Source organism: Paraburkholderia sediminicola (assembly GCF_046026855.1).
Lineage (GTDB): Bacteria > Pseudomonadota > Gammaproteobacteria > Burkholderiales > Burkholderiaceae > Paraburkholderia > Paraburkholderia sediminicola_A.
In genome coordinates this window covers 96,617-118,901 of the sequence record NZ_JAQQET010000005.1, presented here as the reverse complement: position 1 = coordinate 118,901, position 22,285 = coordinate 96,617, and the positions used below count along the sequence as shown (strand labels likewise).

Sequence of the window (22,285 nt, the reverse complement as noted above, 5' to 3'; positions counted from 1 at the left end):
GACTCTTACTCGTGGAGCGACCCCGCATGACCCGATTACCGATTGCCGACCGGTGGTACGAACTCAAACGCATCACCGACGACATCACGCTGCTTTGGGAGCCTCATGTCGTTCCGCTCATGCGTTGCAATATCTGGCATGTGCGTGGGCGCGACCGGGATCTGATGATCGACACGGGGATGGGCATCGTCAGTCTGCAGGATGCCGCGAAGCACTTGCTGCAGAAGGACGTCACCGCCGTTGCGACGCATACGCATTCGGACCATATCGGCGGACATCACGAGTTCGAACACACGCTGGTTCACGAACTGGAGGCCGAGAACCTGCGCGCGCCGCGCGAGCGCGGCACCCTTCTGGCGTCGGTATTAGGCGACAAAGCCATTCGCCGGTATCGCGAAGCAGGCTATCCGTTCGACGGCGATCTGATCACGGCCCTGCCCAGCGCTGATTATTCGATGACCGACTATCGCGTGCGGGCTGCAACGGTCACGGAGATCGTCAAGGAAGGGAACATCGTCGATCTCGGCAACCGGCATTTTGAAGTCCTGCATCTGCCAGGCCACTCACCGGGCAGCATTGGTCTATGGGAGGCGGCGTCCGGCACGCTGTTCTCGGGCGATGCGATCTACGATGGCCCGCTGCTGGATGAGATCGGTGGCGCGGATATTCCGACCTATGTGCGCACCATGAAGCGCCTGCGCGAATTGCCCGTGCAAGTGGTTCACGCTGGGCACGACGGGAGCTTCGGGCGAGAACGACTGGTCGAGTTGGTCGACGCCTATCTGGCTAAACGTAGCTGATCACTGGCCGGCCCGATGGCCTGGCGCATTGCCTGCTGCATCCCGCGCGCCAGGGAACAGGTCGGTTTTTGCCGGCACGGCCCTGAGTCTGGGCGCGCCCGTTTCTAACCCCAATAGCCCGTTTTTACGCCTCTTTTTTACGCCTCTTTGAGCCAGGGCATTTCCACCGGCGATACCACCAGATGCCGGTTTTCCCGTTTCAGTTCGAAAATGAATCCGACCAGGATCATGGAGTCGGCATACGGGATCGGGAATACATGAGGATTTTCCGCGCTGAGCAGCGGGTGCGCCGGCGTGTTCGCTGTCGTCGCGGCGTTGTCGCGGACGCTTTCCAGCTCGTCGACCATTGCCTGCCCACTGACTTTCAGGACGCGGCTGCGCAGGTCGCTGAAGGGTTCGATGCGCGCCCCATCTTCGTTGTATTCGGGCACTTCATAGATGAACCAGGACATGTGCGTCTCCAGGGAAAAGGGCGACTATTCTAGCAGTGGGCATCGTGCATGCCCGTTTCCTTAGCCCGGAAATTGCGTTGCATGCTGTCCCCATAACAAAAAATGGCTGAGACAAAAGTCTCATTCTGTCGTTGACCGGGCAGCGCCACGACTTCAAACGAGCGGGACTCTATTGGGCTCCTGCTGGTCAGAACGGGGCGAGGGAACCGGCAGAGTCGTGGCTGTGCTGCTCGATTCCCAGCCGGTTACGGTTCATAAGACCGATCATTTTCGCGCCGCTTTTACCACCTTGACCTGTTGCGCTTCGCCTCTCTTCGGACTGGATCGCGCGGTGACACGGACGGTGCACTTTGAACAACATTCCAGTAAATGTCTGGAATAAAACCCGGGGCAGCGTGTTTGCCCTCATGTAGACAGGGAGCAAAGCGATGCGCCGAGACTGGAAGAGGGGAGGTGGCTTGTCCTGTTTTGGCCGAGTGATCGGCTCATCAAGCCTGGTCTGAAAGCGATGCTCAGATAGATTTATATCGCATCTGGAAGGTGATTTTTAAAAATTAGGAATGCGATGTTAAATGAATTTAAAGTAGTAATGAAATAGTGAAGCCGGCGAAGCCGCTTGAATCCGTGCGCAGAATCTCAGTGCCGGCATTCTGCCTCAAAAACATAACAACTTTGTAATGAACACGTTGATCCCTTGCAACGTCTGGAGGTTCAGACTGCTTGTGAGTTACCGGAAGCCTGCATTCATCGGCTTCTGTATCGCGAATCTGCAGGTGGCCTTTGCCGCTCAGTTAATTTAATTTAATGAAGGAATATTAACCATGTCGAAGATTCTTATTGGCCTCGCTCTTGCCGCCGCGACCCTTGGCGTTCCCGCTCTTAGCTTCGCGCAATCGAACGAGCCGTTGACGCGTGCTGAAGTTCGCGCTGATCTCGTTCGTGTCGAGCAGGCTGGCTATACCCCGGGCCGCGCTGACGACATCGACTACCCGGCAGATATCCAGGCGGCTGAAGCAAAGATCGCCGCACAAGACGATCAACAACTCGCCAGGCAGGCTGTCGGCGGTGTCGCCCAGAATGGCAGTGGTGCCTCGGGAGCGGTAACTCACACGCTGACGCCGGTCAACTGCGTCGGACCGGTCAGCTTCTGCGACGTGTACTTCGGTAGCTAGGTGGCGAGGTACGGGTCCTGTGCCGTTGCTGCCAGGCACAGGATCGCCGCCAGTTCGAGTAACAGAAATAGACGGCTTGACGGACGCGTGTGTCTCGCGGCCTTGGCCGGTTATGGGTCAAGCCCACTGGTTTTCAAATGCCACATCCTTATTACTGGAGTTTTGTCGTGAAGATCTTGCCTTTCGTAGCATCGGTCCTGTCCGTGTCAGCGTGTCTGTTTGCATCGACCGCCGCAATGGCGCAGGACGCCCAGCCGGCTGGCGCGCCGGTCAGGAACATTGTTCTGGTACACGGCGCGTGGGTGGACGGCTCGGGCTGGAAGCCGGTCTATGACATCCTGACCGGGGACGGCTATCACGTCACCCTGGTGCAGGAACCGCTGAGTTCGCTCGACGACGATGTCGCCGCCACCAGGCGCGTGATCGACCTGCAGGACGGCCCGACCATCCTCGTGGCGCACAGCTACGGCGGTTCGGTCATCACGGAGGCCGGCGTTGATCCGAAGGTGGCAGGCCTCGTGTACGTCGCGGCGCACGCGCCTGCTGTCGGCGAGGACGAGTCCGATCTGGGCAAGAAAATGCCCAGCTACACGTCGAAGCAACCCGGCGCAATCAAGAAGACCGACGACGGCTATACGTATCTGAACCCGTCGGACTTTCCGAAAGACTTCGCTGCCGACCTGCCGCTCAAGCAGGCAGAGTTCGAATCGCACTCGCAAATCCTGACTGCCGCGAAGGTCTTTTCGGCGCCGATGACGGTCGCTGCATGGACCACCAAGCCCAGTTGGGGCATCGTTGCCGGTGACGACAAGATCATCAATCCGGATCTCGAGCGGTTCTATTATCAGCGCGCTCATAGTCACACCACGGTGCTGGCGGGCGCAAGCCACTCGGTCTACGAATCGCGTCCGAAGGAAGTGGCAGCGGTGATTGAGGACGCGGCCAGGCACGCTCAGCAGTGATGCATTAAAGGGCGCTTAAATTCGCGGTCGCGTCGATTGGCGCGTCCGCGCGACTGGTATTCCCAATACTAGTATGCGCGCTGGACTGGATGCCGATCCCGGCACACCGTAGGATTGCACGCAGTCGTCCCGGCAAAGCAGCCTTGCTGGGCAAAGCAGCCGCAGTACTCAACCGAATGCTGACTGGCTCCGTTGAATTACTGCGACGTCTACCCGGATCCAATCATGGCGAATCCGCACACGAGTGTATCGCAGCCTCCTGCGCCACAGCAGGACGAGGCTACCCATTGGCGGCGAAACCTCTTTGTCTGTGTCTTCGGCTCATTTACCACCATCGTGGCGATGACCTTGCTTCTGCCGTTTCTGCCACTCTATGTCGAAGAACTTGGCGTAAAGAGTCACACGGCGATCGTGCAATGGTCCGGTGTCGCGTACGGCGCCACGTTCCTGTCCGCTGCCTTGACTGCGCCGCTGTGGGGCCGGCTTGGCGATCGTTACGGCCGTAAGCTGATGCTGATTCGCGCCAGCCTGGGGATGGCGATTGCGATGTCCCTGATCGGCATGGCGCACAACGTCTGGCAACTGGTTGCGTTGCGCCTCCTTGCGGGCCTTCTCGGCGGATACGCATCGGGATCCACCGTGCTGGTCGCCACTCAGACACCGAAACATCGCTGCGGCTGGGCGCTTGGCATGTTGTCGTCAGGGATCATGGCTGGCAACCTTGCTGGTCCGCTAATCGGCGGCTCGCTACCGCCACTCATCGGGGTGCGGGCAACCTTTCTGGCGGCCGGAGCGTTCATTTTTGTCGCGTTCCTCGCCACTGCGTTTTTCCTCAAGGAAGACCCACGACTCGTCACGAAGAAGACAGAGAAGCAACAGGTTGACTGGCATGCCATACCGGACAGACGGCCCGTTGTAGCCATGCTTGTCACGGGCGTGTTGCTCATGGTGGCGAACATGTCAATCGAACCCATCATCACTGTATTCGTCGCACAGATCGTCGATGTGAGACAAGTGACCTTTGTCGCGGGGCTGGTGATGTCCGCTGCGGCCCTGGGAAGCATAATTTCGGCATCCCGCCTGGGGCGGCTGGCCGATCGGATCGGACATTGGAATGTGATCGTCGGGTGTCTGGCAGTTGCAGCCGTTCTCCTGATTCCGCAGGCGTTCGTGACGACGGGGTGGCAGCTCGTTACCCTGAGATTTCTGATGGGAATGGCGCTGGGCGGTCTCTTGCCCTGCGTGGCGACGGTGATAAGACTCAACGTGCCACAGAGCATCGCCGGGAAAATGCTGGGTTACTCTACTTCCGCGCAGTACACGGGGCAGGTGCTTGGACCCTTGTTAGGCGGGTTCGTTGGGGGGCACTTTGGAATGCGCGCGGTGTTTCTTGGAACCTGTGCATTGATGGCTGTCGGCGCGATATATAACCATATCAACAAGACTGCGCCCGGCCGAAAAACCGTCTCACCCTCGTGAGCCTTTCCCGACCCGTATATCCCGTCGGAGCACTCGGTCCACGAGCGCTCCGGTTTCCGCTGTCCCTCGAGCATACGCGCTAGCACGGACACCACTGTGGCTGTGGAACGATCGGGATTGACCTCTTTTGCCAATCGATATGCTCAACGAGCAGATCACAGTTTTCGACCCTATCTCACCAGGCGTTTCGCGTGAACTTATTCGCTGTGCCGCGGAGACGACCGGCACTACAGCTTTGTGCAATTGAAATATTGTAATACAATCATTCAATAGTTGTGACGTTAGATGAGTAGGTGATCCTTGCGCGGGCACGCCAATCGGCGTGATTCACCCCGACGACGGTTCAAACTTCAACTCGCTAATCACCCACACGTCTCAGCTCTCGCACCTGTGTCATTTGCCGCAGAGCCGCTCTAAGGAGTACTAGCCGTGAACCAGTTGCGTATTTTGACCGTCGAAGATGATTCGTCCGCGGCGAGCGACATCGTCTGTTATCTGCGCGAAAACGGGTTTGAGGTTGACTGGGTGGACAACGGTCCGGAGGGGATGCTTCGAGCCATGAGCAACGAATATGCCGCGATTACGCTTGACCGTATGTTGCCGGGAATGGACGGACTTTCCATCGTCAAGGCAATACGGGCCGTTGGTGTTCAGACGCCGGTTCTGATGCTGAGCGCGCTGAGCGATGTGGACGAACGTATAAGCGGACTGCGTGCGGGGGGCGACGACTATTTGACCAAACCGTTCGAGCTTGAAGAATTATTCGCACGCCTTGAAGTGATGCTTCGGCGCGTCGCACCCAGGTCACCGGTGCAGGAAACCAGACTCGTGGTCGGGCCGCTCGAGATCGACTTGCTGTCGCGCGTAGTCACTCGTGACGGGCAGGAGATAGAGCTTCAGCCCACTGAGTACCGGGTCCTTGAATTCATGATGCGCCACGCAAGACAGACGATTACCCGGACCATGCTTTTCGAGGCAGTGTGGGGGTATCACTTCAATCCGGGCACCAACCTCATCAACGTTCATGTTGCCCGCCTGCGCAAGAAGATCGATCCGCCAGGCGTAGCGGCGTTGATTCAAACCGTGCGCGGTTCCGGCTATGTGATCGAATAGGAGGACGCGTGGGCAATCCAACGGCTTTGCCACCGCCAGACAGTCTCGGCACCGGCTGGCACACGACAACCTTCCGCTGGCTGTTTGCCTACGCGGCAATGTTTGCCGTTTCTCTGGCGATTCTGGTTCTGTATATCGATATCTCGTCGCGGCATAGAACGGATCGGGATGCCGACATCGTTATCCATTGGGAACTGATTTACTTCGATTCGGTTCCCGACGCTCTGCTTGAGCGAGCCGTGTCTAAACGTCTCGAATACGAGCACGAACGGCTGTACACCAACTTCTATGGATTGTTCACGCGTGACGGGCATTATGTCGATGGCGATATCCGGACTTTGCCCAAAGACATCCCAACAGACGTGGCGGGCAAGACGTTGAATCACACACTTCAATTGCGTGACACGCCAAATGCCCCATTCGTGCGTGCCGTGATCGAACGACGGAAGGATGGAATGCAATTGGTCATTGCCCGTAACCTGACGCATGACAACCGGATGCGCGAGGCAACGGTCAGTGCGATGATTGGCGGCGGACTGGTCGTGCTGGCAACCGGCATCATCGGCGGTCTTTTGCTGAGCATGCGACAGATGCGCCGGGTCCGTGCCATACGGCGCGTGATCAGCCGCATTGCGAGCGGTGATCTGCATCATCGGCTGCCCCATGGCGGTCGCGACGAACTCGATCTTCTCGTGCACCTCGTCAACCACATGCTGAATGAGGTCGAACGATTGATGGGTGAGGGGAAGAGTGCGTGCGACGGCATCGCACACGATCTGCGCACGCCTCTGGCACACGTGCGCTCACTACTTGTACGTATTGCTTCGCAGCGGGATACGAGCGGGGATACTCACGCCGCTGCACTGGTGATGCAAGCCCGGGCCGAAACTGATTTGCTTCTGGAGCGCTTCAGCGCGATGCTGCGCATTTCGGAAATCGGTGCTTCGCAGCGTCGTGGCTGTTTTGCGGGCGTTCACCTCGAGACGTTGGTGGACGAAGTCGCGGGTCTATTCGAACCATTGGCAGAAAGCCGAAATATTCATTGGGTCGTTCGCACTGCGCCGGTTGCAGCCATCCATGCTGATCGAGCGCTGCTCTTCGAAGCGTTCAGCAACTTGCTGGACAATGCAATCAAGTTCGCACCCGACGGAGGTCAGGTCCGGATCGAGCTCTCCAATTGCGGGTCCGGACCCAGGCTGGACATCTACGACAATGGGCCAGGCATACCGGTCGGTGAGCGCGAGGCCGTATTGAAGCGATTCTATCGGGGCGATCAGGCTCGCCGCTTGCAGGGTTCCGGGCTCGGACTGAGTATCGTGTCGGCGGTGCTGCGTGTTCACGACTTTACATTGCGCATTAGCGATGCCTGTCCAGGGGCGCGTCTTACGGTGGAATGCTGGTCTCGCTCGCTGGCCTGATTGAGAACGTGAAAAAGGAAAGTGGCCTATGCGGGTTCTTCTTGTCTCTCCCTCCCATCTGGAGGGCAACTGGATACATCAGGCACTGGAAGAGTGCGCGTATAGCGTGCAGCGAACGCATTGCATTCCTGACGGGCTGTTCTGTGCCGCTGAAACTGCATTCGACGTGCTGATCATCGTCGCAATCGAAGCATCCACGTTCAATCTACTGGCGGATGCGCTTCCACAGTTTTATCGGCTTATCCCTGGCGTGGTGACCGTGACAGTCCTCGGAAGCAACTCGGTGACTGACCGCGTGGCGACGCTTCGCGCCGGCGCCGACGTTTGCTTTAGCCAGCCGTACTCGTTTGAAGAAATGCGTGTGCGGATCGAGGCGCTACGTCGAATCTCGCTGTCGGGTGACCCGGGTACAGACAACGAAGGCATGGGACCGTGGCTCGATTCGTCGAGACGGGAACTTGTCGAGGGACGAAACCGGCTGTCGCTGACAAAGCGGGAATACCTGATCCTGGAATGCCTGATCCGTAAGGTCAACTTCCCGACGGAAAGAGAAGGTATCGTGCGTTACGCGTGGCCGGAGGACGATGAAGTCGAGCCGTCCAGGCTAAATGTCGTTGTCACAAGGTTGCGGCGCAAGATTGAGCACAGTCACATGAAGACCCAGATCGAAACTGTCAATCGCTTCGGATACAGGCTCGTCGCACCCCTCAGTCCTGCGCGTTAGCGAAATGGGGTGGCGGCCGATCCATATCAGCGGTCGCAACTGACTCCACTAATCCGGCCGACTCCGGGCAGTGCCGAAGGAATCGTCTGTCGTTCAAGCCACTACCTCCGAGAGGAGAAGATCCTCGATCCGGATGGGCAGATCGCGTACTCGTACGCCGGTCGCGTGAAATACCGCATTCGCGATCGCGGGGGCGGCACTGACCAGGCCGATTTCGCCGATTCCCCGCGCGCCAATCGAGTTGAGCGCAATATCCGGATAGTTCAGGAGCGTCACGTCGATCCTGGGCAAATCGGCGTTCGTCGTCATCATGTAGTCGGCAAGACTGCTGTTGAGCGCTGCGCCTGAGACGGGGTCGTAGTCGGCCTCCTCGAACAGCGCCATGCCCACGCCCATCGCAATGGCGCCCTCGATCTGGTTGCGACCCGTGCGCGTGTTGATAATTTTTCCGCCGTCGATGACAGACAGCACCTCGCTGACGCGCAACCGCGCGGTCTCGGGTTGCCATGTCACCTCGACGAAATGCGCGCAGTACGAGTGAATTGAAATTCTGGAGGCGTCCGGATCGGATTGACTCGGCCCTGAGCGCCCCTTGCCGGAAACGTTGCTGATCTGCGCTGCCTGCAGGATTCGCGCGAATGGCACACCCGTGCCTGGCGGCGGACCCCTGCGGTAGACCATGCCGTCGCCGAACGCGAGCGAATCCGGCCGGTGCTTCACAAGCGGCGAGCCGTCTACGCGTGTAGCGGTTGTGAGCATCTGTTGAATGGCGGCGTGCGCGGCCTGAGCGACTGCCGGCACAAGCGATGCGGTGACCTGCGACCCGCCTGACAGCGGACCCGGCGGCAGTCGCGAATCACCAATGGCGACCTTGATCTTCTCAAGCTCGATGCCGGTCGCCTCGGCGACAAGCTGAGCGAGTATGGTGTATGTCCCCGTACCAATGTCCTGCGTGGCGGTTGCCACGCGTGCCGTGCCGTCCTGATTCAGTTCGACGGACACCTCTGCTGACAGCCGCTTCGATTTACCCCGTTTTCCGCCGGCTTGGCCCGCGCCTCACGCACAGCGGTTGTCTCGGCGACGCGGACCGCTCTTGGCGTGAGCCGGCATTCGTTGTGCGCTTCCCATCCATGCTTGCTGTTCCAGTTTCGCCGGAAGACGCGCAATTTTTATGATTGACGGATTGTATGACAAGAATATAATCTGAGACAGGAACTTGGAAACGCCGGGTAGAGATGTGATCGGAAGTGGACGCGTACCGATAGATGTTCGCGTCGGGAGATATCCCCGGAAACTCAAACCTCGCGGGCTGCAGCAGTTCAGCCTGGCATGACGGTCGGACGATAAATCAAAGTGGAGACAAGCAATGACGCCAGGCGAAACGATGGTTTCCGCAAGGAAAGGGTGGTCCGAAGGACTCACGAAGATGCACTGGAAAATCCTTCTTGGCAGCTTTCTAGGATGGATTTTCGATGGATACGAAGCACTGGCGCTCATTGTCGTCATGGTGCCTTTGCTACATACGGTTCTTACTCCGGCGCAGTCCGCCACGCCGACGTTTTACGCAGGACTGCTGCTTGGCATGACATTGCTTGGATGGGGCATCGGCGGGCTGGTAGGCGGTGTGCTGGCGGACTACCTCGGACGAAAGAAGGTGATGCTGTGGTCGGTGTTCCTGTACGCGTGTTTCTCCGGCATCACTGCGGCGGTCAACGGCTTCTGGACACTTTGTGCACTGCGTTTTCTGATCGGTCTCGCAATGGGCAGTGAATGGAGCACCGGTATCGCGCTGGTGTCGGAAACATGGCCGGAAAGGGCGCGAGCGAAAGGCGCGGGTTTTTTGCAGTCCGGCTATGGGTGGGGAACGTTCCTCGCAGCGAGCATCTGGTATGTCCTGTCTTCGTTCAAGCCGTTGGGTCCGGATACGTGGCGGTTGATGTTTCTGATTGGCGCTGTGCCGGCCATCTTTGTTCTCTACCTGCGCCGCAGCGTTAAGGAATCCGCAAAATGGGAGGCGGCTGTCAAGAACAAACAATGGACCGCGAGTTCTGATGGGAGCGCTCCTTCTGCAGGGCGTCGGGATGGGAAAAGACCATTCCCGCTCGCCCAGCTTTTCCGGGAACCTGAAGCGCGACGTAGAACGCTGCTTGCATTGATTCTGTCAGTTGTCACTTCGGTGGGGTGGTGGGCTATTTCGACATGGTTGCCGGTTCACACGGTGGCGATCGCCAAAGCCCAGGGCATAGCCGACGCGGCAGCCTGGGGGGCGAAGGTTTCGATTGCCTATACCGTCGGCGCGATCGTGGCCTATACCGTCGCCGGATTTATCGTCGATGCGATTGGACGTCGAGCATTTATTTCTCTGTCCTTCGCCGGTTGTTTCGTCATGACGATCGTGACTTACTGGTGGGTAGCATCTGTAGGAACAATGCTTTATGTCGCGCCGATCAACGGGTTTTTCACGCTTGGGTGCGCGTACGTATGGATGGCAATTTACCCGGCTGAGCTGTTTCCGTCCTCGGTCCGTGCGAGTGCAATCAGTCTTGTTTTCAATGGCGCCCGGTTGCTGGCGTGGGTCTTTCCGATCATTGCAGGGGAGATGATCCGCTCGTTTGGCGGCGCGTCCCAGGCCGCCCTGGCAATCGGCTGTATCTACCTGCTGGGCGTCCTGGTTCCGTGGTTCATGCCTGAGACGCGCGATCAGGCCTTACCCGATTAGGTGCTGTCTGCAGGACATCTTTCAAGGAGAAGCGAGATGACATTACCCCCAGAGTTCGATACCCCTGAGTTCAGGAAGGGACTGGCTGTGCGCCGCGAAGTGCTTGGTGCGGAGTACGTCGACAAGTCGGTTAATGAAGTCGAGGACTTCATGAAGCCGATGCAAAAAATGACGACGGAGTGGTGCTGGGGCGAAATCTGGACCCGGCCGTTGCTGGACCGCAAGACGCGCAGCCTGATCAATCTGGCGATGCTGAGTGCGCTCAACCGGCCTAACGAGGTCAAGCTGCACGTGCGCGGCGCGGTGAACAACGGCGTGACGCCGGAAGAAATCCAGGAAGTACTGCTGCAGGCCTGCATTTATTGCGGTGTGCCGGCGGCGCTCGACAGCTTCAAGATCGCCAACGAGGTGATCAAGGACATGAAGGGCAGCGCGTCGTCAAACTGAAGTGCGAGTCCGGCAGTCTGCAAGGGCCAGTTGCGTCCTTTCAAGGATATGCATACAGATTTGATGAGGTGACGCCAATCACTCACGACACGCCGGCTGGATACAGGCGGGCGGATAAGCACGGAGTCGCGGTATGGATACGGCAATTGGTTTTGTTGGACTGGGCGCGATGGGTTGGCCGATGGCCAGCCATCTGGTCAAGGGCGGGTATGACGTGTTTGCGTTCGACGCATCGCGCGAGACGCTGGAGAAATTCACCGCAGAGGTAGGCGGGCATGCATGCGCTTCCTTGCGTGAGGTTGGCATGGCGGCGCAAATCGTCGTCACGATGGTGCCGACGAGCAAGGTCGTCAGGGCTGTACTGTTGGGAGAGAACGGTATCGCGAGCGCGTTGCGCTCCGGTGCCGTCGTGATCGATATGAGCTCGGGCGTGCCGGGAGAAACGGTGGAGTTGGCTGCCGAACTGAAGGCACGGGGCATCGAACTGGTGGATGCACCGGTATCCGGCGGAACCCGCCGGGCTCTCACGGCGGAGCTTGCGATTATCGCGGGTGGCGCGGCTGAAACGATTGAAGCGGTCACGCCGGTCTTGCGCACGCTGGGAAGCTCGGTTACGCGGATGGGATCGATCGGTGCGGGGCAGGCGATGAAGGCACTCAACAATCTCGCGCAGGCAGGCAGTTTTCTCATTGCACTCGAGGCACTGCTGGTCGCGAAGAAATTCGGTCTGGATCCGGAGCAGGTGGTCGATGTCCTGAACGCATCATCCGGAATGAACTACAACACGCAAACCAAATTCAAGCAGTTCCTGTTATCCGGAACCTTCGCTGCGGGATTTTCTCTCGATCTGTTGGTAAAGGACATTGGCATTGCGGTGCAACTGGCTGATCAACTCGGCGCGACCGTGCCGATTTCGTCGGCATGTCAGGCAGCATGGACGGAGGCGCTTGAAAACCTCGGCGCGGGCCATGATCACACTGAGATAGCGAAAGTCGCAGCGCGCGCCGTGGGCGTGACCTTTCCATGACCGGCGGCCTTCAACATACTCAAGAGGACAAGATGACCGCCCTGCACTATGGGTTGATGGTTGCCGGTGCGAGCTCTGGGGGCCCGCACAAGGAAGGGCGTTCTCCGTTCGACGGTACGCTGCTCGCAACCGTTCAAACGGCTGATTCCGCCGCGGTCGGCCACGCGCTCGAAATGGCCGCGATATTCATCCGCGACTACTGCACGGCCATGCGCGCCTTCTGCAGCTTCGATGCGTCCGCGATCGTGATCAATGGCCACACGCCTTCCGGGCGGACTGGATGCCGTTTGCAGGGCTTCGCGTGTCGGGTCTTGGCGTTGGCGGCATACCTCATACCTTCCGCGACATGGAAGTGGAAAAGATGTTTGTCGGACCAACCGCCTAAGGCGCCAGAGCGTGTGCGAAGTGCGCGCTTTGGCGAACGGGCAGGCCATGCCGGCACGGTGTAATTGAAACAGGAGCGTAAGTCATGAATGAAAATCAAGGCGTGGTGTCGTCCATGCGAATTGCAATCCCCGACGACTATCAGGATGCGGTGCGGGGTTTAGCCGCATTCGGAAAGCTTGCAGGGCATACCGTGGATATCTATCGGGACGCCGTTACGGATGTCGAGCAACTGGCGGCGCGTCTTGTCGATGCGAACGTGCTGGTTCCCATCCGGGAGCGCACTGTCATCGACGATGCGTTGTTGAGCCGTCTGCCCAACCTGCGCCTTATCAGCCAGACCGGTAAGGGTGTGACGCACATCGACGTGGAAGCTTGCACACGACGTGGCGTGGCCGTCGCCGCGAGCGGGGGCAATGCGTATGCGCCCGCGGAACTGACGTGGGCCCTGGTGCTCGCTGCGGTGCGGAAGGTGCCGCAAGAGGTCGCGAACGCGAAAGCTGGCAACTGGCAGCGCGAGCCCATCGGCACCTGCTTGCGTGGCCGCACTCTGGGCATTTTCGGCTACGGAAGTATCGGCAGGATCGTCGCTGGTTATGGCAAGGCTTTTGGCATGCGCGTGATCGTATGGGGCCGGGAAGGATCGATTGCTCGCGCGCAGCAGGACGGCTTCGAGGCGGCCGCCAGCCGGGCCGATTTCTTTAGTCAGAGCGACGTGCTGAGCGTGCATCTGCGCCTCAATGAAGAAACGCGTGGTTCGATCATGGCAGCGGATCTGGCACAGATGAAGCCGACCGCGGTGTTGGTCAATACCAGTCGCGCCGATCTGGTTGCAAGCGGTGCCCTGGTGGCTGCGCTTGAACTGGGCAAGCCGGGTTTCGCGGCAGTGGATGCATACGAAGTCGAGCCCGCGATCGATCATCCGTTGTTCCGGATGAGCAATGTGGTCGCAACACCGCATCTCGGCTACGTCGAGAAAGATACCTACGAAATATTTTTCCGAGGTGCCTTCGACAATCTGCTCGCCTTCGAAAAAGGCGACCCCACCAACCTCGTTAATCCGGAAGTGCTGGAGCGAAAAGCAGGCGCTGTCTGATACAGATAAGCACCAGTCGTCTGGTTTCGACGTCAGTCGATCGAGACTGGACGTTATTGAATACGGAGTGGTCGATGAACGAAAACAGTCGCTTTGACAGCGGATTCGAGAACCGGAAAGCGGTGCTTGGCGCGAGTCATGTGGAGCGGTCGTGGGAAAACGCGGACGATTTCAACCGTCCTATGCAGGCGCTTGTCACCGAATACTGCTGGGGGGAGATTTGGGGCGACACTACGCTGCCCTTCAAGACCCGCAGTTTGCTCAATCTGGGCATGCTCACGGCAATGAGCCAGCATCACGAACTGTCGGTACACGTCAGGGGCGCGCTTCGCAACGGCGTCACCAGGGAAGAGATTCGTTCAGTGCTCATGCAGGCGGCGGTGTATTGCGGCGTGCCGCTCGCGCTCGCCGCGTTCCGTGTGGCGAGCGAAGCCATCAAGGCGTACGACGACGAGGAAACGGCCCGGCGCTGACGGTGTGGCGCTCGGGTCGATTCGTTCGCGCGAGCGTTACGAGCGGGTATCACGAGCGTCATGGCATAGGACGACGCCAGGAGCCATGCAACGGCGGCCCGCCGGGTTGAAGACCGTATACGGGTGCGATTCCATTGGCCATCGAATCGGCGCGAAAGGATCAGCGTGGCTATGTGGGGGCTGGCGTGCTGAGCCAGCGGATAGGACGCAGGTGTTTCTTCATTGTCGTCTCCGTATTGATTGCTACGGCGGGTGCTGGAGCACGCTATGTTCTGGCCAACGTAGAGGGCCTGTCGCTCGCTCCAATGGTCGCCCTGATCTGTGCGCTTGCCATTCTGGTGACCTCGCCGTGGGGGGGCTTCTCACGTACATCAACGAACGTTTTGTGACTGACGTCAGAGCGACGGGCTTCGGCGTGAGTTTCAGCCTGTCGGTCATTATCCCGTCGTTCTACGCCTTCTACCTGAGTGGATTCGGTCGCTTCATGCCGGACCGGGTTGCGCCAGCGGCCATGCTTTGCCTTGGCGGCGCGATTGCCGCAGTCGGCGCCATAATCGGGCCGGAAACCAGAGACGTGGATTTTTGAGGGTGTATCCCCGTCCCAGTCCTTTTGTCAGACGAGTGACTGGAGTATCATCCTGGAGTGAATATTGTCGGACGGGAATACAGTTATGGCAGCTGAGATGGATCTGGTTCGGCCGGAGACACTGCGTCATCAAGTTGAGCATGTGCTTCGGCAGGCAATTGTGTCTGGGCGTTTGGCCCCCGGGGCACGCCTGATTGAAAGAGAGCTGTGCGAGTCACTCAGCGTGAGCCGGACTTCGATCCGGGAGGCGCTACGCAGGCTTGAAGCGGAAAAGCTGGTACGTATCGTGCCGCACAAGGGACCGATGGTGGCGGTCATGACCCGCCAGGAAGCGTCTGAACTCTATGCGATCCGGGGATTACTCGAAGGCTTTGCGGCTGCGGGGTTCACCCGCCATGCAGATGACGCTTCGGTGGCCAGATTCGGCGAATGTGCCCAAGCTCTGAAAGCGGCGGCGCTTGCAGGCGATCAGGACGGCGTACTCAAGGCAAAGGGCGAACTCTACGACGTCCTGCTGGGCAATTGCGGCAACGCGCTGGCGAAAGAGATCCTGACGAGCCTCTATTCCCGGGTCAATCTGCTGCGTGCAACCTCCCTGATGCATCCCGACCGCTTGCCGGCCAGTTTGCGCGAGATCGACAAGCTGTACAAGGCGCTTAAGGCGCGCAATGCCGAGGCCGCAGAAGCCGCGGCCAGATTGCATGTAGCCAATGCCGAGAAGGTCGCCCTGCGCATGCTGGACGAAGAGGCGCAAAGCGCGGAGTAACCGCTTCAGCCTTAACAGGAATATAGGTGCGCCTGACACACCTATATTCCTGAATTGCGTTGCGTGGTGTCAATAGCGCATACCGCACTCAAACCGCCATCCCTATCTGCACCATCTTTCTCTGACACCGCGTCTGCGGTGCGCCGAGTGCGTTCGCACGTCATCCGACTCACCAGTGCGCGATCCGTAACGCGATAGTGCGTGCCTACACTTTCGAGGGTTGACCCGTCGTTTCCACAATGTTCCGACAATGTGTTGTCCTTAGAATCTCTTCTGCGCTAGCAAGTTGCCTGGGGTCACCGTGAGGATGCATCTGTGCGCTAGCGCGTGCTATCGCTCCCTGCGCGCTTTCGGTTGACGTTATTTTCCTGGCGTCGCGTGGGTTTGACGATCCGTGACCGCTTCAGGCGGCGTCATCATCGAGTTGAGATTCCATGAATTTTCGAGATTTTTCCAGTATTTCCGTAGCGGTTGCATGTCTTTGTGCTGCACCGCTTGCCCGGGCTGACGGTGCGCAAGGTGGATACAGTGTCACCGCTGGATTCGGCGCGGCGATTGCCCCGCGATACCTCGGAAGCAGCGACTATCAGGTTGTGCCTGTTCCATACCTTGATGTGGTCACGCCCAAAGGCATCTATATCGATTCAGAAAAGGGTATCGGGTACAAATGGCTGCTGCCTTCGAACTTCTTCATCGATACGAGCATCAACTACGCACTCGGCCGAAAGGATGAGAATGAAGCGTGGCAAAGCGGTTCGAACTATCTGAAGGGCATGGGCGATATTCCCGGCGCCTTGATCACGACGATCACCGCTGGATACCGGTTGGGCACGGTAGGTGACGTGACGCTTTCAGCGAATCTGCCACTTACGGATCGCAGTCGCGGAGAGACATACCGGCTCGGCTTCGACTATATCGCCCTGCAGATAGGGCGTGATCGTTTGAGTACGAGCGCGGAGGCGGATTTCGGTTCATCGAAATACAACCAGACATTCTTCGGTGTCGATGCGTCGCAAAGCGCGGACACCGCGTTTCCCGAATACGGCGTGGGCTCGGGACTCTATGCAGTACGTGCCGGGGTGACCTGGGAACACCAGTTCAACAAGCACTGGTCGTTGTCGGCGTCGCAACAGATTACCAATCTGACCGGACATGCCGTCAATAGTCCGATAGTGCAGCGGCGCGTCTCGCTGTCGACTGACGCGCTGGTTGGCTACACATTCTAGTGAGATCGGCCGGCGAAGGTGTTTCACGTCGTTCGTGTGGCGCTCCCTTGAGTTGAACGCGGGGAAAGGGTCATTGAAAAATTGGCAAGGATGTCATGGGGTTTGCGTAGTACAAGGTTGACACGAGGTCCAAACGGCCCCGTCGTCCCAAATGCGCACGACCCCAAGGCTTCATGCGAATACTGCTTATCGAAGATGAGGTCGAACTTGCATCTGCCATTCAGAGTGCGCTGGAAAAGCGGAAGATGGTGGTCGATTACGTGTCAACGCTCAGTATGGCGTGCTATGCGATGAACGAGGTGATGTACAAACTGGTACTCCTCGATCGGAAACTGCCTGACGGCGACGGTCTTTCGATCATTCCGAACTTGCGTTCCAGCTCGCCTGGCGTAGCGATCATCGTACTGAGCGCGATCTGCGACGTGACCGCGAGAGTTGAGGGTCTCGATGCGGGCGCCGACGATTATCTGGCGAAGCCGTTCTCAATGGACGAACTCTTGGCGCGACTGCGCGCTCTTGATCGCCGCCCCGCTGTGCTTAGGGAGCCGGAGGCTTGCATTGGACGACTCGTCTTCGATTTCGAGGCCAAGGAAGCGTCGGTTGATGGTGAGCGCCTTGGCTTGCAGCGCCGCGAATTGCTGGTGCTCCAGGCGCTCATCGAGCGACGTGGGAAGACCGTCAGGCGCGAGTCACTCTCGACACAAGTCTACGGATTCGATCGGGATATCGCGTCGAACGCACTGGACTCGCACGTATCGAATCTCCGGCGCAAGCTCGATCATGCGGATGCCGGCGTTGAGATCCACGCAATGCGCGGAATTGGATACCTTGTTAGGGCAAAAGATGCTTAGCGCAGGTACATTTTCTATTACTCGTCGTATATCGATTGGACTGTTTGCTGCGCAGGCGATTGTTGCTTTAGCTTCCGGTATCGTGATGTTCGGTTTTATCCTTCGTTGGAATTTCTCGGGCTATCTGCTGCAAAACAGCGCTATGAAAACCATCGCGAGTTCGGTGGTCCGCGGTGCGGACGAGCAACTCCACGTAATCGGCACGCCTGCCATCGAGCAGTTGAAGCGCGAAGCGCCAGACTTGTGGTTCGTCATTCAGGACGCTCAGGGTCGCCTCGTAAGATATGGCCAGGTGACGCCCGCTTGCGCTTCTGCGGTGAGCCTGGCTTCGCGGATTCTTACCGCGGACGTGACAGACATCAGCGGGCACAATAATCTGTCGTGCCATATCGACACTGCGCGCACGAGCCTGGGGCCTCTACATGTTGCTTTCGGCGGTGGTCCGTTGGAGCCCGGCTGGAAACGCGTGGGAATTGCTGTCTTCGACTACTTCGAGCTTCCTTTCTTTGTCCCGCTACTGATAGCAAACTTCATTCTGATACCGATCGTAGTCGCCGGTGCTCATCGCAAGTTGAAGCGGATAGCGTTACTCGCGCAACAGATCGATATCAGACGGCCTGGCCTGCGCATGCCTGCAGACGGGCTGCCGCGTGAAATTGCTCCCATTGTGGTTGCCTTCAATGCGGCACTGGAAAGACTGGACGGTGGCAGGCAGCAACAGGAGCGTTTCATTGCCAATGCCGCGCACGAGTTGCGTACGCCCATTGCCATCATTCGTACCCGGCTCGATGGTTTAGGGCCGGGGCCGATCAAGGTGAAGCTGGAACAGGATGTCGAACGTCTAAGCAATCTCGGCGATCAGCTACTCGACCTTCAGAGGCTAAAAAGCGTCGACCTGAACATGGAGCAAGTTGATCTGGTTGAACTCGCGAAAGAGACGCTTGCGGAACTTGCACCGCTTGCCGTAGCGGCGGGGCACGAGTTGGAACTGGTGTCCTCGCTGGAACGGCTGGTTGTGCTGGGTGACCCGACGCCTCTCAAACGGGTCATCATCAACCTGACACAAAATGCAATGCAACACGGAGGCGATGCGTTGTCTGTCACCGTCAAGGTATTCGCCACTGGGGCGAATGCGGTGGTGGAGGTCATAGACAACGGGCAAGGCATTCCGTACGGCTTCCGCGACCGGATTTTCGAATCGTTCTCCCGCTATGCGCGATCCACTTCGGGGACCGGACTCGGTTTGAGTCTGGTCAGAGAGATCGTGCTACTGCACGGCGGCGACGTGAGTATCTTCGATCCAGGCCGGACGGGAGCGGGAATACGGGTACGCATTCCATGGCTGGAATCCGTACCGGTTGCCCATCACGCCGTGAGGCGAGCGGATTCAATCGGCCCCGTGGTGCACGATACCTAGGCTTCTGACGGATGTGATTCGGTGCCACTGCAGAGTATTTCGATCAGCTTGTCGCGGAAAAAGTTGGTCTCGTGCGGACGGCGTTGTACGCATACGCGTAGATCGCGCCGTGCCCACGGCTCCGATAGAGCAATGATGTCAAGGTACTCACTGTCCGACTCTTCGAGTGCCGAACGTGCCACGATGCCTATACCGGCACCAGAGGAGACAAGCCGTGCGATCGCCCGGTAGCCCGATACCTGAACCCGGATATCCAGGCGCTTGCCTAATGCGCTGGCATGATTCATCAGGAATGTATGCAATGCGGCGCCTGACTGCAGACTGATGAACGGTTCGTCCATGCAATCCGCGAAACTGACGACGCCCTGCCGCCCGAGCGGACTGCCCAAAGGAGCGAGCAGGACTAGCCGGTCTTCCCGATAGGGCAGGAAGTCCAGTTCGGGATGTTCGGTTTCCAATGCAACTACGCCAATGTCTGCACGGCCGGCGGCGACCGCAGCGACGATATCGTGACTCATGCGCTCCTCGAGCGTGATTCGCACGCTGGGATAGAGGGTGAAGAAGCGCGCCAGATCATCCGGCAAGTGAGAACTGATGGCGTTGTTGTTGGCGAAGAACGTGACGTGACCGGTCAGCCCGCGGGCGAACGGCAGCAGATCGACGTGCATCTGTTCGAGTTGCGCCACGCAGCGCCGCGCGTGCTCGACAAGCACGTGCCCGGCGGGTGTGAGCGTCACGCCGCGTGCTTGCCGCTTCAGCAAGGCGGTACCAATGTTCTCCTCCAGCCCCTTGATGCGCAGGCTGACGGATGACGGTGCGAGATGGCAGCGCTCGGCGCCGCGCGAAACATTGCCTTCTTCAGCAACCGCGAGGAATACCTTCAGGTCGATCAGGTCGTAGTGCATGGCGTTAGAGAGTCGCGAATCCTTCTGCCTTTATGCCACAGATACGCGCAAAAAACTGCCTCGACCTGAGTCTGCTGCACTGCAGCGTTCGAAAATGACAAACGCTCCCTTTGGGATTGCTCGCTGTAAAAGGTGTGTCCGCGTGACCATACTTGTCGTCATGGACATGACAGACAAGGAGACGGGAATGGCTGCATTCCTCGAGCAGGCGCGAACCGCGAGGCCGCTGGACGGCGTGGTGGTCGTATCGATCGAGCAGGCTCTGGCGGCGCCGTTGTGCACAAGCCGGCTGGCCGAGATGGGCGCACGGGTCATCAAGATCGAACGCGCCGAGGGGGATTTTGCACGGGGTTATGACGACGCCGCGAACGGGCAGTCGTCCTATTTCGTCTGGACCAATCGCGGTAAGGAGTCACTTGTCATCGACTTCAAACAGCCGGACGACGCCGCATTGCTTCATCGCATTCTGGGCGAAGCCGACGTGTTCGTGCAAAATCTCGCGCCCGGCGCGCTTGCACGGGCTGGTTTCGACGGAGCGTCGCTGCGCGAGCGTTATCCGCGCCTGATCACCTGCGACATCACCGGCTACGGCACGCAAGGCGAAGCGAGCAAGCTCAAGGCCTACGATCTGCTGGTGCAGTGTGAAAGCGGTCTGGCGGGAATCAGCGGCGCCCCCGAAGCTTATGGCCGCATCGGCGTCTCGATCTGCGACATCGGCGCCGGCATGAATGCCGCCATCGGCGTCCTTTCTGCGCTGGCGCTGCGCGAACGCACCGGCCAGGGTTCAGGCGTGTCCGTGTCGTTGTTCGATGGCGCAGCCGACTGGATGACGATTCCCTACCTGCATGAACTATATGGTCAGGGCGCACCGACCCGGCAGGGATTGAAGCATCCGTCCATCGCACCGTATGGCGCGTTCACGACAAAAGATAGGCGCGACATCGTTATCAGCGTCCAGAACGAACGCGAATGGCAGCAGTTCTGTGCGGCGTTCCTGCAGCGGCCCGATGCGGCGCAGGATGCCCGCTTTGCGTCGAATACCGAACGCGTACGCAATCGTGCCGCGCTTGACAGTCTGATCGCAGGTGTCTTTGCGGAACTGAACACGGACGAGACGTTGGTCCGGCTGTCTGCCGCGAACACCGCGTATGGTCAGGTGCGTTCTGTCGCGGAGATGTCGACGCACCCCGCATTGCGCACCTGGCCGATGCGGGTCGGCGACGCCGAACTGCACATGGTGGCCCCCCCCGTGCGTGCGCCGTGGGACCAAGGGCACTTTGACCGGGCACCTGCACTTGGCGAACATAGCGCGAGCTTGCGTGCCGAATTCGCGGTAAGCGAGGCTGGGGCGACAGTATGAGCACCGTGGATCTCGTCTACCTGCGCCAATGGATCGGTAAGCCATACGTCGACCGTGATGTGCTTTCCTCGCGCCACGCCCGCCTGATGGCGGCTACGCTGGGTTTGCCTCAGACGGCTTTGATGTCCGGGACACGGCTGCCGCCTTTGTGGCATTGGCTTTATTTTCTTGAAGGCCTGCCGGCGTCGGAACTGGGCCGGGATGGTCATCCCGCGCGTGGCGGATTTTTGCCACCTGTCCCGCTGCCGAACCGGATGTGGGCGGGCGGAACGCTGGAGTTTCGCGCCTCGGTGCCGCTGGACGCGGACGTCGAAAAGCGCTCCACCGTGGTGTCAGTGGAGCATAAGCAAGGTCGCAGCGGCGAGCTCATATTCGTCACCGTGCTGCATGAGGTGCTGCATGGTGGGCAAGTCGCCATCAGCGAGCATCACGATATCGTCTACAAGGAAGCGACGGCGCCGTCCGCACGCACCGCGCCCCAAGAGGCGCTTGTGGCGCAACACAGCAAACGCTTCTTGCCGACCTCTACCACGCTGTTCCGCTATTCGGCGCTGACCTTCAATGGCCATCGTATTCATTACGACGTTGACTATTGCCGGGAAGTCGAAGGGTATTCGAATCTGGTTATTCATGGGCCGCTGAACGCGACCTTGTTGGCGGCCTTTGCTGAGGAGGTCGCGGGCAAGCCGCTCCGGCGTTTCACCTATCGGGGGCTTCAACCCAGCATCCTCGGGAACGAACTCACCGTGAATGCAGCGGCGAATGGAGAGGGATGGGCGGTCTGGGTGAGCTTGCCGGATGGATCGGTATCCATGCGGGCCGACGCGAGTTTCTGAGCGTCGCGGGCATGAGACGACGAGCGACTATCGGTACGTTGGCGAGGCGATATCGATAGCCCCATACAAACA

General features: G+C 59.0%; 23 protein-coding genes and 1 pseudogene. 21 read left to right on the top strand and 3 right to left on the bottom strand.

Annotated features, from left to right (window positions below):
* The first annotated feature begins 26 nt into the window (after positions 1–26).
* Positions 27–800: an MBL fold metallo-hydrolase gene (locus PQR40_RS07390; RefSeq protein WP_408508686.1), complete on the top strand. Its 774-nt coding sequence runs from the start codon at positions 27–29 to the stop codon at positions 798–800.
* Between the two features lie 137 nt (positions 801–937).
* Here the strand turns inward: PQR40_RS07390 and PQR40_RS07385 are convergent, their stop codons facing one another.
* Positions 938–1,252, bottom strand: a complete 315-nt coding sequence (locus tag PQR40_RS07385) for a helicase (protein WP_408338351.1) — start codon at positions 1,250–1,252, stop codon at positions 938–940.
* Positions 1,253–1,392: 140 nt separating this feature from the next.
* On the opposite strand from PQR40_RS07385, the pseudogene PQR40_RS07380 reads away from it, so the two are divergent.
* The 7 genes and pseudogenes from PQR40_RS07380 to PQR40_RS07350 all read left to right on the top strand — a co-directional run.
* Positions 1,393–1,568: pseudogene (locus tag PQR40_RS07380) on the top strand (Fis family transcriptional regulator); the annotation flags it as partial.
* Positions 1,569–2,073: 505 nt separating this feature from the next.
* On the top strand, positions 2,074–2,424 hold the full coding sequence (locus PQR40_RS07375) for a DUF4148 domain-containing protein (RefSeq protein ID WP_408236671.1): 351 nt from the start codon (positions 2,074–2,076) through the stop codon (positions 2,422–2,424).
* 167 nt (positions 2,425–2,591) lie between these two features.
* Positions 2,592–3,386 (top strand): alpha/beta hydrolase, encoded by a 795-nt coding sequence (locus PQR40_RS07370; RefSeq protein WP_408236668.1) that lies wholly within the window; start codon positions 2,592–2,594, stop codon positions 3,384–3,386.
* Positions 3,387–3,611: 225 nt separating this feature from the next.
* A complete protein-coding gene (locus PQR40_RS07365; RefSeq protein ID WP_408236665.1) occupies positions 3,612–4,865 on the top strand; it encodes a multidrug efflux MFS transporter in 1,254 nt (417 codons plus the stop codon).
* 438 nt (positions 4,866–5,303) lie between these two features.
* A complete protein-coding gene (locus tag PQR40_RS07360) occupies positions 5,304–5,978 on the top strand; it encodes a response regulator transcription factor (RefSeq protein ID WP_408508745.1) in 675 nt (224 codons plus the stop codon).
* 98 nt (positions 5,979–6,076) lie between these two features.
* Positions 6,077–7,396 carry a HAMP domain-containing sensor histidine kinase gene (locus tag PQR40_RS07355; protein WP_408508744.1) on the top strand — a complete coding sequence of 440 codons (1,320 nt, stop codon included), beginning with the start codon at positions 6,077–6,079 and terminating at the stop codon, positions 7,394–7,396.
* Positions 7,397–7,424: 28 nt separating this feature from the next.
* Positions 7,425–8,120 (top strand): response regulator transcription factor, encoded by a 696-nt coding sequence (locus PQR40_RS07350; protein ID WP_408236662.1) that lies wholly within the window; start codon positions 7,425–7,427, stop codon positions 8,118–8,120.
* A gap of 93 nt (positions 8,121–8,213) precedes the next feature.
* Here PQR40_RS07350 and PQR40_RS07345 read toward each other — a convergent pair whose 3' ends face one another.
* A complete protein-coding gene (locus PQR40_RS07345; protein ID WP_408508743.1) occupies positions 8,214–9,134 on the bottom strand; it encodes a xanthine dehydrogenase family protein molybdopterin-binding subunit in 921 nt (306 codons plus the stop codon).
* 352 nt (positions 9,135–9,486) lie between these two features.
* On the opposite strand from PQR40_RS07345, the gene PQR40_RS07340 reads away from it, so the two are divergent.
* From PQR40_RS07340 to PQR40_RS07290, 11 genes are all read left to right on the top strand, one after another.
* A complete protein-coding gene (locus PQR40_RS07340; RefSeq protein ID WP_408236659.1) occupies positions 9,487–10,839 on the top strand; it encodes an MFS transporter in 1,353 nt (450 codons plus the stop codon).
* Positions 10,840–10,875: 36 nt separating this feature from the next.
* Positions 10,876–11,286, top strand: coding sequence for a carboxymuconolactone decarboxylase family protein (locus PQR40_RS07335; protein WP_408236656.1), 411 nt, complete (start codon positions 10,876–10,878; stop codon positions 11,284–11,286).
* 133 nt (positions 11,287–11,419) lie between these two features.
* Entirely contained in the window at positions 11,420–12,313 is an 894-nt protein-coding gene (locus PQR40_RS07330; RefSeq protein WP_408508685.1) for an NAD(P)-dependent oxidoreductase, read from the top strand.
* Positions 12,310–12,762 (top strand): hypothetical protein, encoded by a 453-nt coding sequence (locus PQR40_RS07325; protein ID WP_408508684.1) that lies wholly within the window; start codon positions 12,310–12,312, stop codon positions 12,760–12,762. Before PQR40_RS07330 ends, PQR40_RS07325 begins: the two co-directional genes overlap by 4 nt.
* Before the next feature lie 50 nt (positions 12,763–12,812).
* Positions 12,813–13,793, top strand: a complete 981-nt coding sequence (locus PQR40_RS07320) for a D-2-hydroxyacid dehydrogenase family protein (RefSeq protein WP_408236755.1) — start codon at positions 12,813–12,815, stop codon at positions 13,791–13,793.
* 74 nt (positions 13,794–13,867) lie between these two features.
* Positions 13,868–14,266 (top strand): carboxymuconolactone decarboxylase family protein, encoded by a 399-nt coding sequence (locus tag PQR40_RS07315; RefSeq protein ID WP_408236647.1) that lies wholly within the window; start codon positions 13,868–13,870, stop codon positions 14,264–14,266.
* Between the two features lie 349 nt (positions 14,267–14,615).
* Positions 14,616–14,852, top strand: a complete 237-nt coding sequence (locus tag PQR40_RS07310) for a hypothetical protein (protein ID WP_408508683.1) — start codon at positions 14,616–14,618, stop codon at positions 14,850–14,852.
* A gap of 85 nt (positions 14,853–14,937) precedes the next feature.
* Positions 14,938–15,618, top strand: coding sequence for a GntR family transcriptional regulator (locus tag PQR40_RS07305; RefSeq protein ID WP_408236638.1), 681 nt, complete (start codon positions 14,938–14,940; stop codon positions 15,616–15,618).
* A gap of 434 nt (positions 15,619–16,052) precedes the next feature.
* On the top strand, positions 16,053–16,844 hold the full coding sequence (locus tag PQR40_RS07300) for a MipA/OmpV family protein (protein WP_408390342.1): 792 nt from the start codon (positions 16,053–16,055) through the stop codon (positions 16,842–16,844).
* A 173-nt stretch (positions 16,845–17,017) separates the two neighbouring features.
* The gene (locus tag PQR40_RS07295) at positions 17,018–17,695 is read left to right on the top strand and encodes a response regulator transcription factor (protein ID WP_408236632.1); all 678 of its coding nucleotides are present in this window, start codon (positions 17,018–17,020) and stop codon (positions 17,693–17,695) included.
* Positions 17,664–19,112 carry a sensor histidine kinase gene (locus PQR40_RS07290; protein ID WP_408236629.1) on the top strand — a complete coding sequence of 483 codons (1,449 nt, stop codon included), beginning with the start codon at positions 17,664–17,666 and terminating at the stop codon, positions 19,110–19,112. Before PQR40_RS07295 ends, PQR40_RS07290 begins: the two co-directional genes overlap by 32 nt.
* On the opposite strand, the gene PQR40_RS07285 is transcribed toward PQR40_RS07290, so the two are convergent.
* Positions 19,109–20,017 carry a LysR family transcriptional regulator gene (locus tag PQR40_RS07285; protein WP_408236627.1) on the bottom strand — a complete coding sequence of 303 codons (909 nt, stop codon included), beginning with the start codon at positions 20,015–20,017 and terminating at the stop codon, positions 19,109–19,111. The genes PQR40_RS07290 and PQR40_RS07285 overlap by 4 nt on opposite strands.
* 187 nt (positions 20,018–20,204) lie before the next feature.
* Here PQR40_RS07285 and PQR40_RS07280 point away from each other — a divergent pair, with 187 nt between their 5' ends.
* Positions 20,205–21,377: a CaiB/BaiF CoA transferase family protein gene (locus PQR40_RS07280; RefSeq protein ID WP_408236624.1), complete on the top strand. Its 1,173-nt coding sequence runs from the start codon at positions 20,205–20,207 to the stop codon at positions 21,375–21,377.
* Positions 21,374–22,213 carry an HTD2 family dehydratase gene (locus PQR40_RS07275; RefSeq protein WP_408236621.1) on the top strand — a complete coding sequence of 280 codons (840 nt, stop codon included), beginning with the start codon at positions 21,374–21,376 and terminating at the stop codon, positions 22,211–22,213. The genes PQR40_RS07280 and PQR40_RS07275 overlap by 4 nt, the downstream gene beginning before the upstream one ends.
* The last annotated feature ends 72 nt before the right edge of the window (positions 22,214–22,285 follow it).

What these genes read in the sequence shown, in the direction of transcription:
- PQR40_RS07390 (WP_408508686.1), top strand. Translation starts at nt 27, where the DNA reads ATGACCCGATTACCGATTGCCGACCGGTGGTACGAACTCAAACGCATC.
- PQR40_RS07385 (WP_408338351.1), bottom strand. Translation starts at nt 1,252, where the DNA reads ATGTCCTGGTTCATCTATGAAGTGCCCGAATACAACGAAGATGGGGCG.
- PQR40_RS07375 (WP_408236671.1), top strand. Translation starts at nt 2,074, where the DNA reads ATGTCGAAGATTCTTATTGGCCTCGCTCTTGCCGCCGCGACCCTTGGC.
- PQR40_RS07365 (WP_408236665.1), top strand. Translation starts at nt 3,612, where the DNA reads ATGGCGAATCCGCACACGAGTGTATCGCAGCCTCCTGCGCCACAGCAG.
- PQR40_RS07355 (WP_408508744.1), top strand. Translation starts at nt 6,077, where the DNA reads ATGTTTGCCGTTTCTCTGGCGATTCTGGTTCTGTATATCGATATCTCG.
- PQR40_RS07350 (WP_408236662.1), top strand. Translation starts at nt 7,425, where the DNA reads ATGCGGGTTCTTCTTGTCTCTCCCTCCCATCTGGAGGGCAACTGGATA.
- PQR40_RS07340 (WP_408236659.1), top strand. Translation starts at nt 9,487, where the DNA reads ATGACGCCAGGCGAAACGATGGTTTCCGCAAGGAAAGGGTGGTCCGAA.
- PQR40_RS07335 (WP_408236656.1), top strand. Translation starts at nt 10,876, where the DNA reads ATGACATTACCCCCAGAGTTCGATACCCCTGAGTTCAGGAAGGGACTG.
- PQR40_RS07330 (WP_408508685.1), top strand. Translation starts at nt 11,420, where the DNA reads ATGGATACGGCAATTGGTTTTGTTGGACTGGGCGCGATGGGTTGGCCG.
- PQR40_RS07325 (WP_408508684.1), top strand. Translation starts at nt 12,310, where the DNA reads ATGACCGGCGGCCTTCAACATACTCAAGAGGACAAGATGACCGCCCTG.
- PQR40_RS07320 (WP_408236755.1), top strand. Translation starts at nt 12,813, where the DNA reads ATGCGAATTGCAATCCCCGACGACTATCAGGATGCGGTGCGGGGTTTA.
- PQR40_RS07315 (WP_408236647.1), top strand. Translation starts at nt 13,868, where the DNA reads ATGAACGAAAACAGTCGCTTTGACAGCGGATTCGAGAACCGGAAAGCG.
- PQR40_RS07305 (WP_408236638.1), top strand. Translation starts at nt 14,938, where the DNA reads ATGGCAGCTGAGATGGATCTGGTTCGGCCGGAGACACTGCGTCATCAA.
- PQR40_RS07300 (WP_408390342.1), top strand. Translation starts at nt 16,053, where the DNA reads ATGAATTTTCGAGATTTTTCCAGTATTTCCGTAGCGGTTGCATGTCTT.
- PQR40_RS07295 (WP_408236632.1), top strand. Translation starts at nt 17,018, where the DNA reads ATGCGAATACTGCTTATCGAAGATGAGGTCGAACTTGCATCTGCCATT.
- PQR40_RS07285 (WP_408236627.1), bottom strand. Translation starts at nt 20,017, where the DNA reads ATGCACTACGACCTGATCGACCTGAAGGTATTCCTCGCGGTTGCTGAA.
- PQR40_RS07280 (WP_408236624.1), top strand. Translation starts at nt 20,205, where the DNA reads ATGGCTGCATTCCTCGAGCAGGCGCGAACCGCGAGGCCGCTGGACGGC.
- PQR40_RS07275 (WP_408236621.1), top strand. Translation starts at nt 21,374, where the DNA reads ATGAGCACCGTGGATCTCGTCTACCTGCGCCAATGGATCGGTAAGCCA.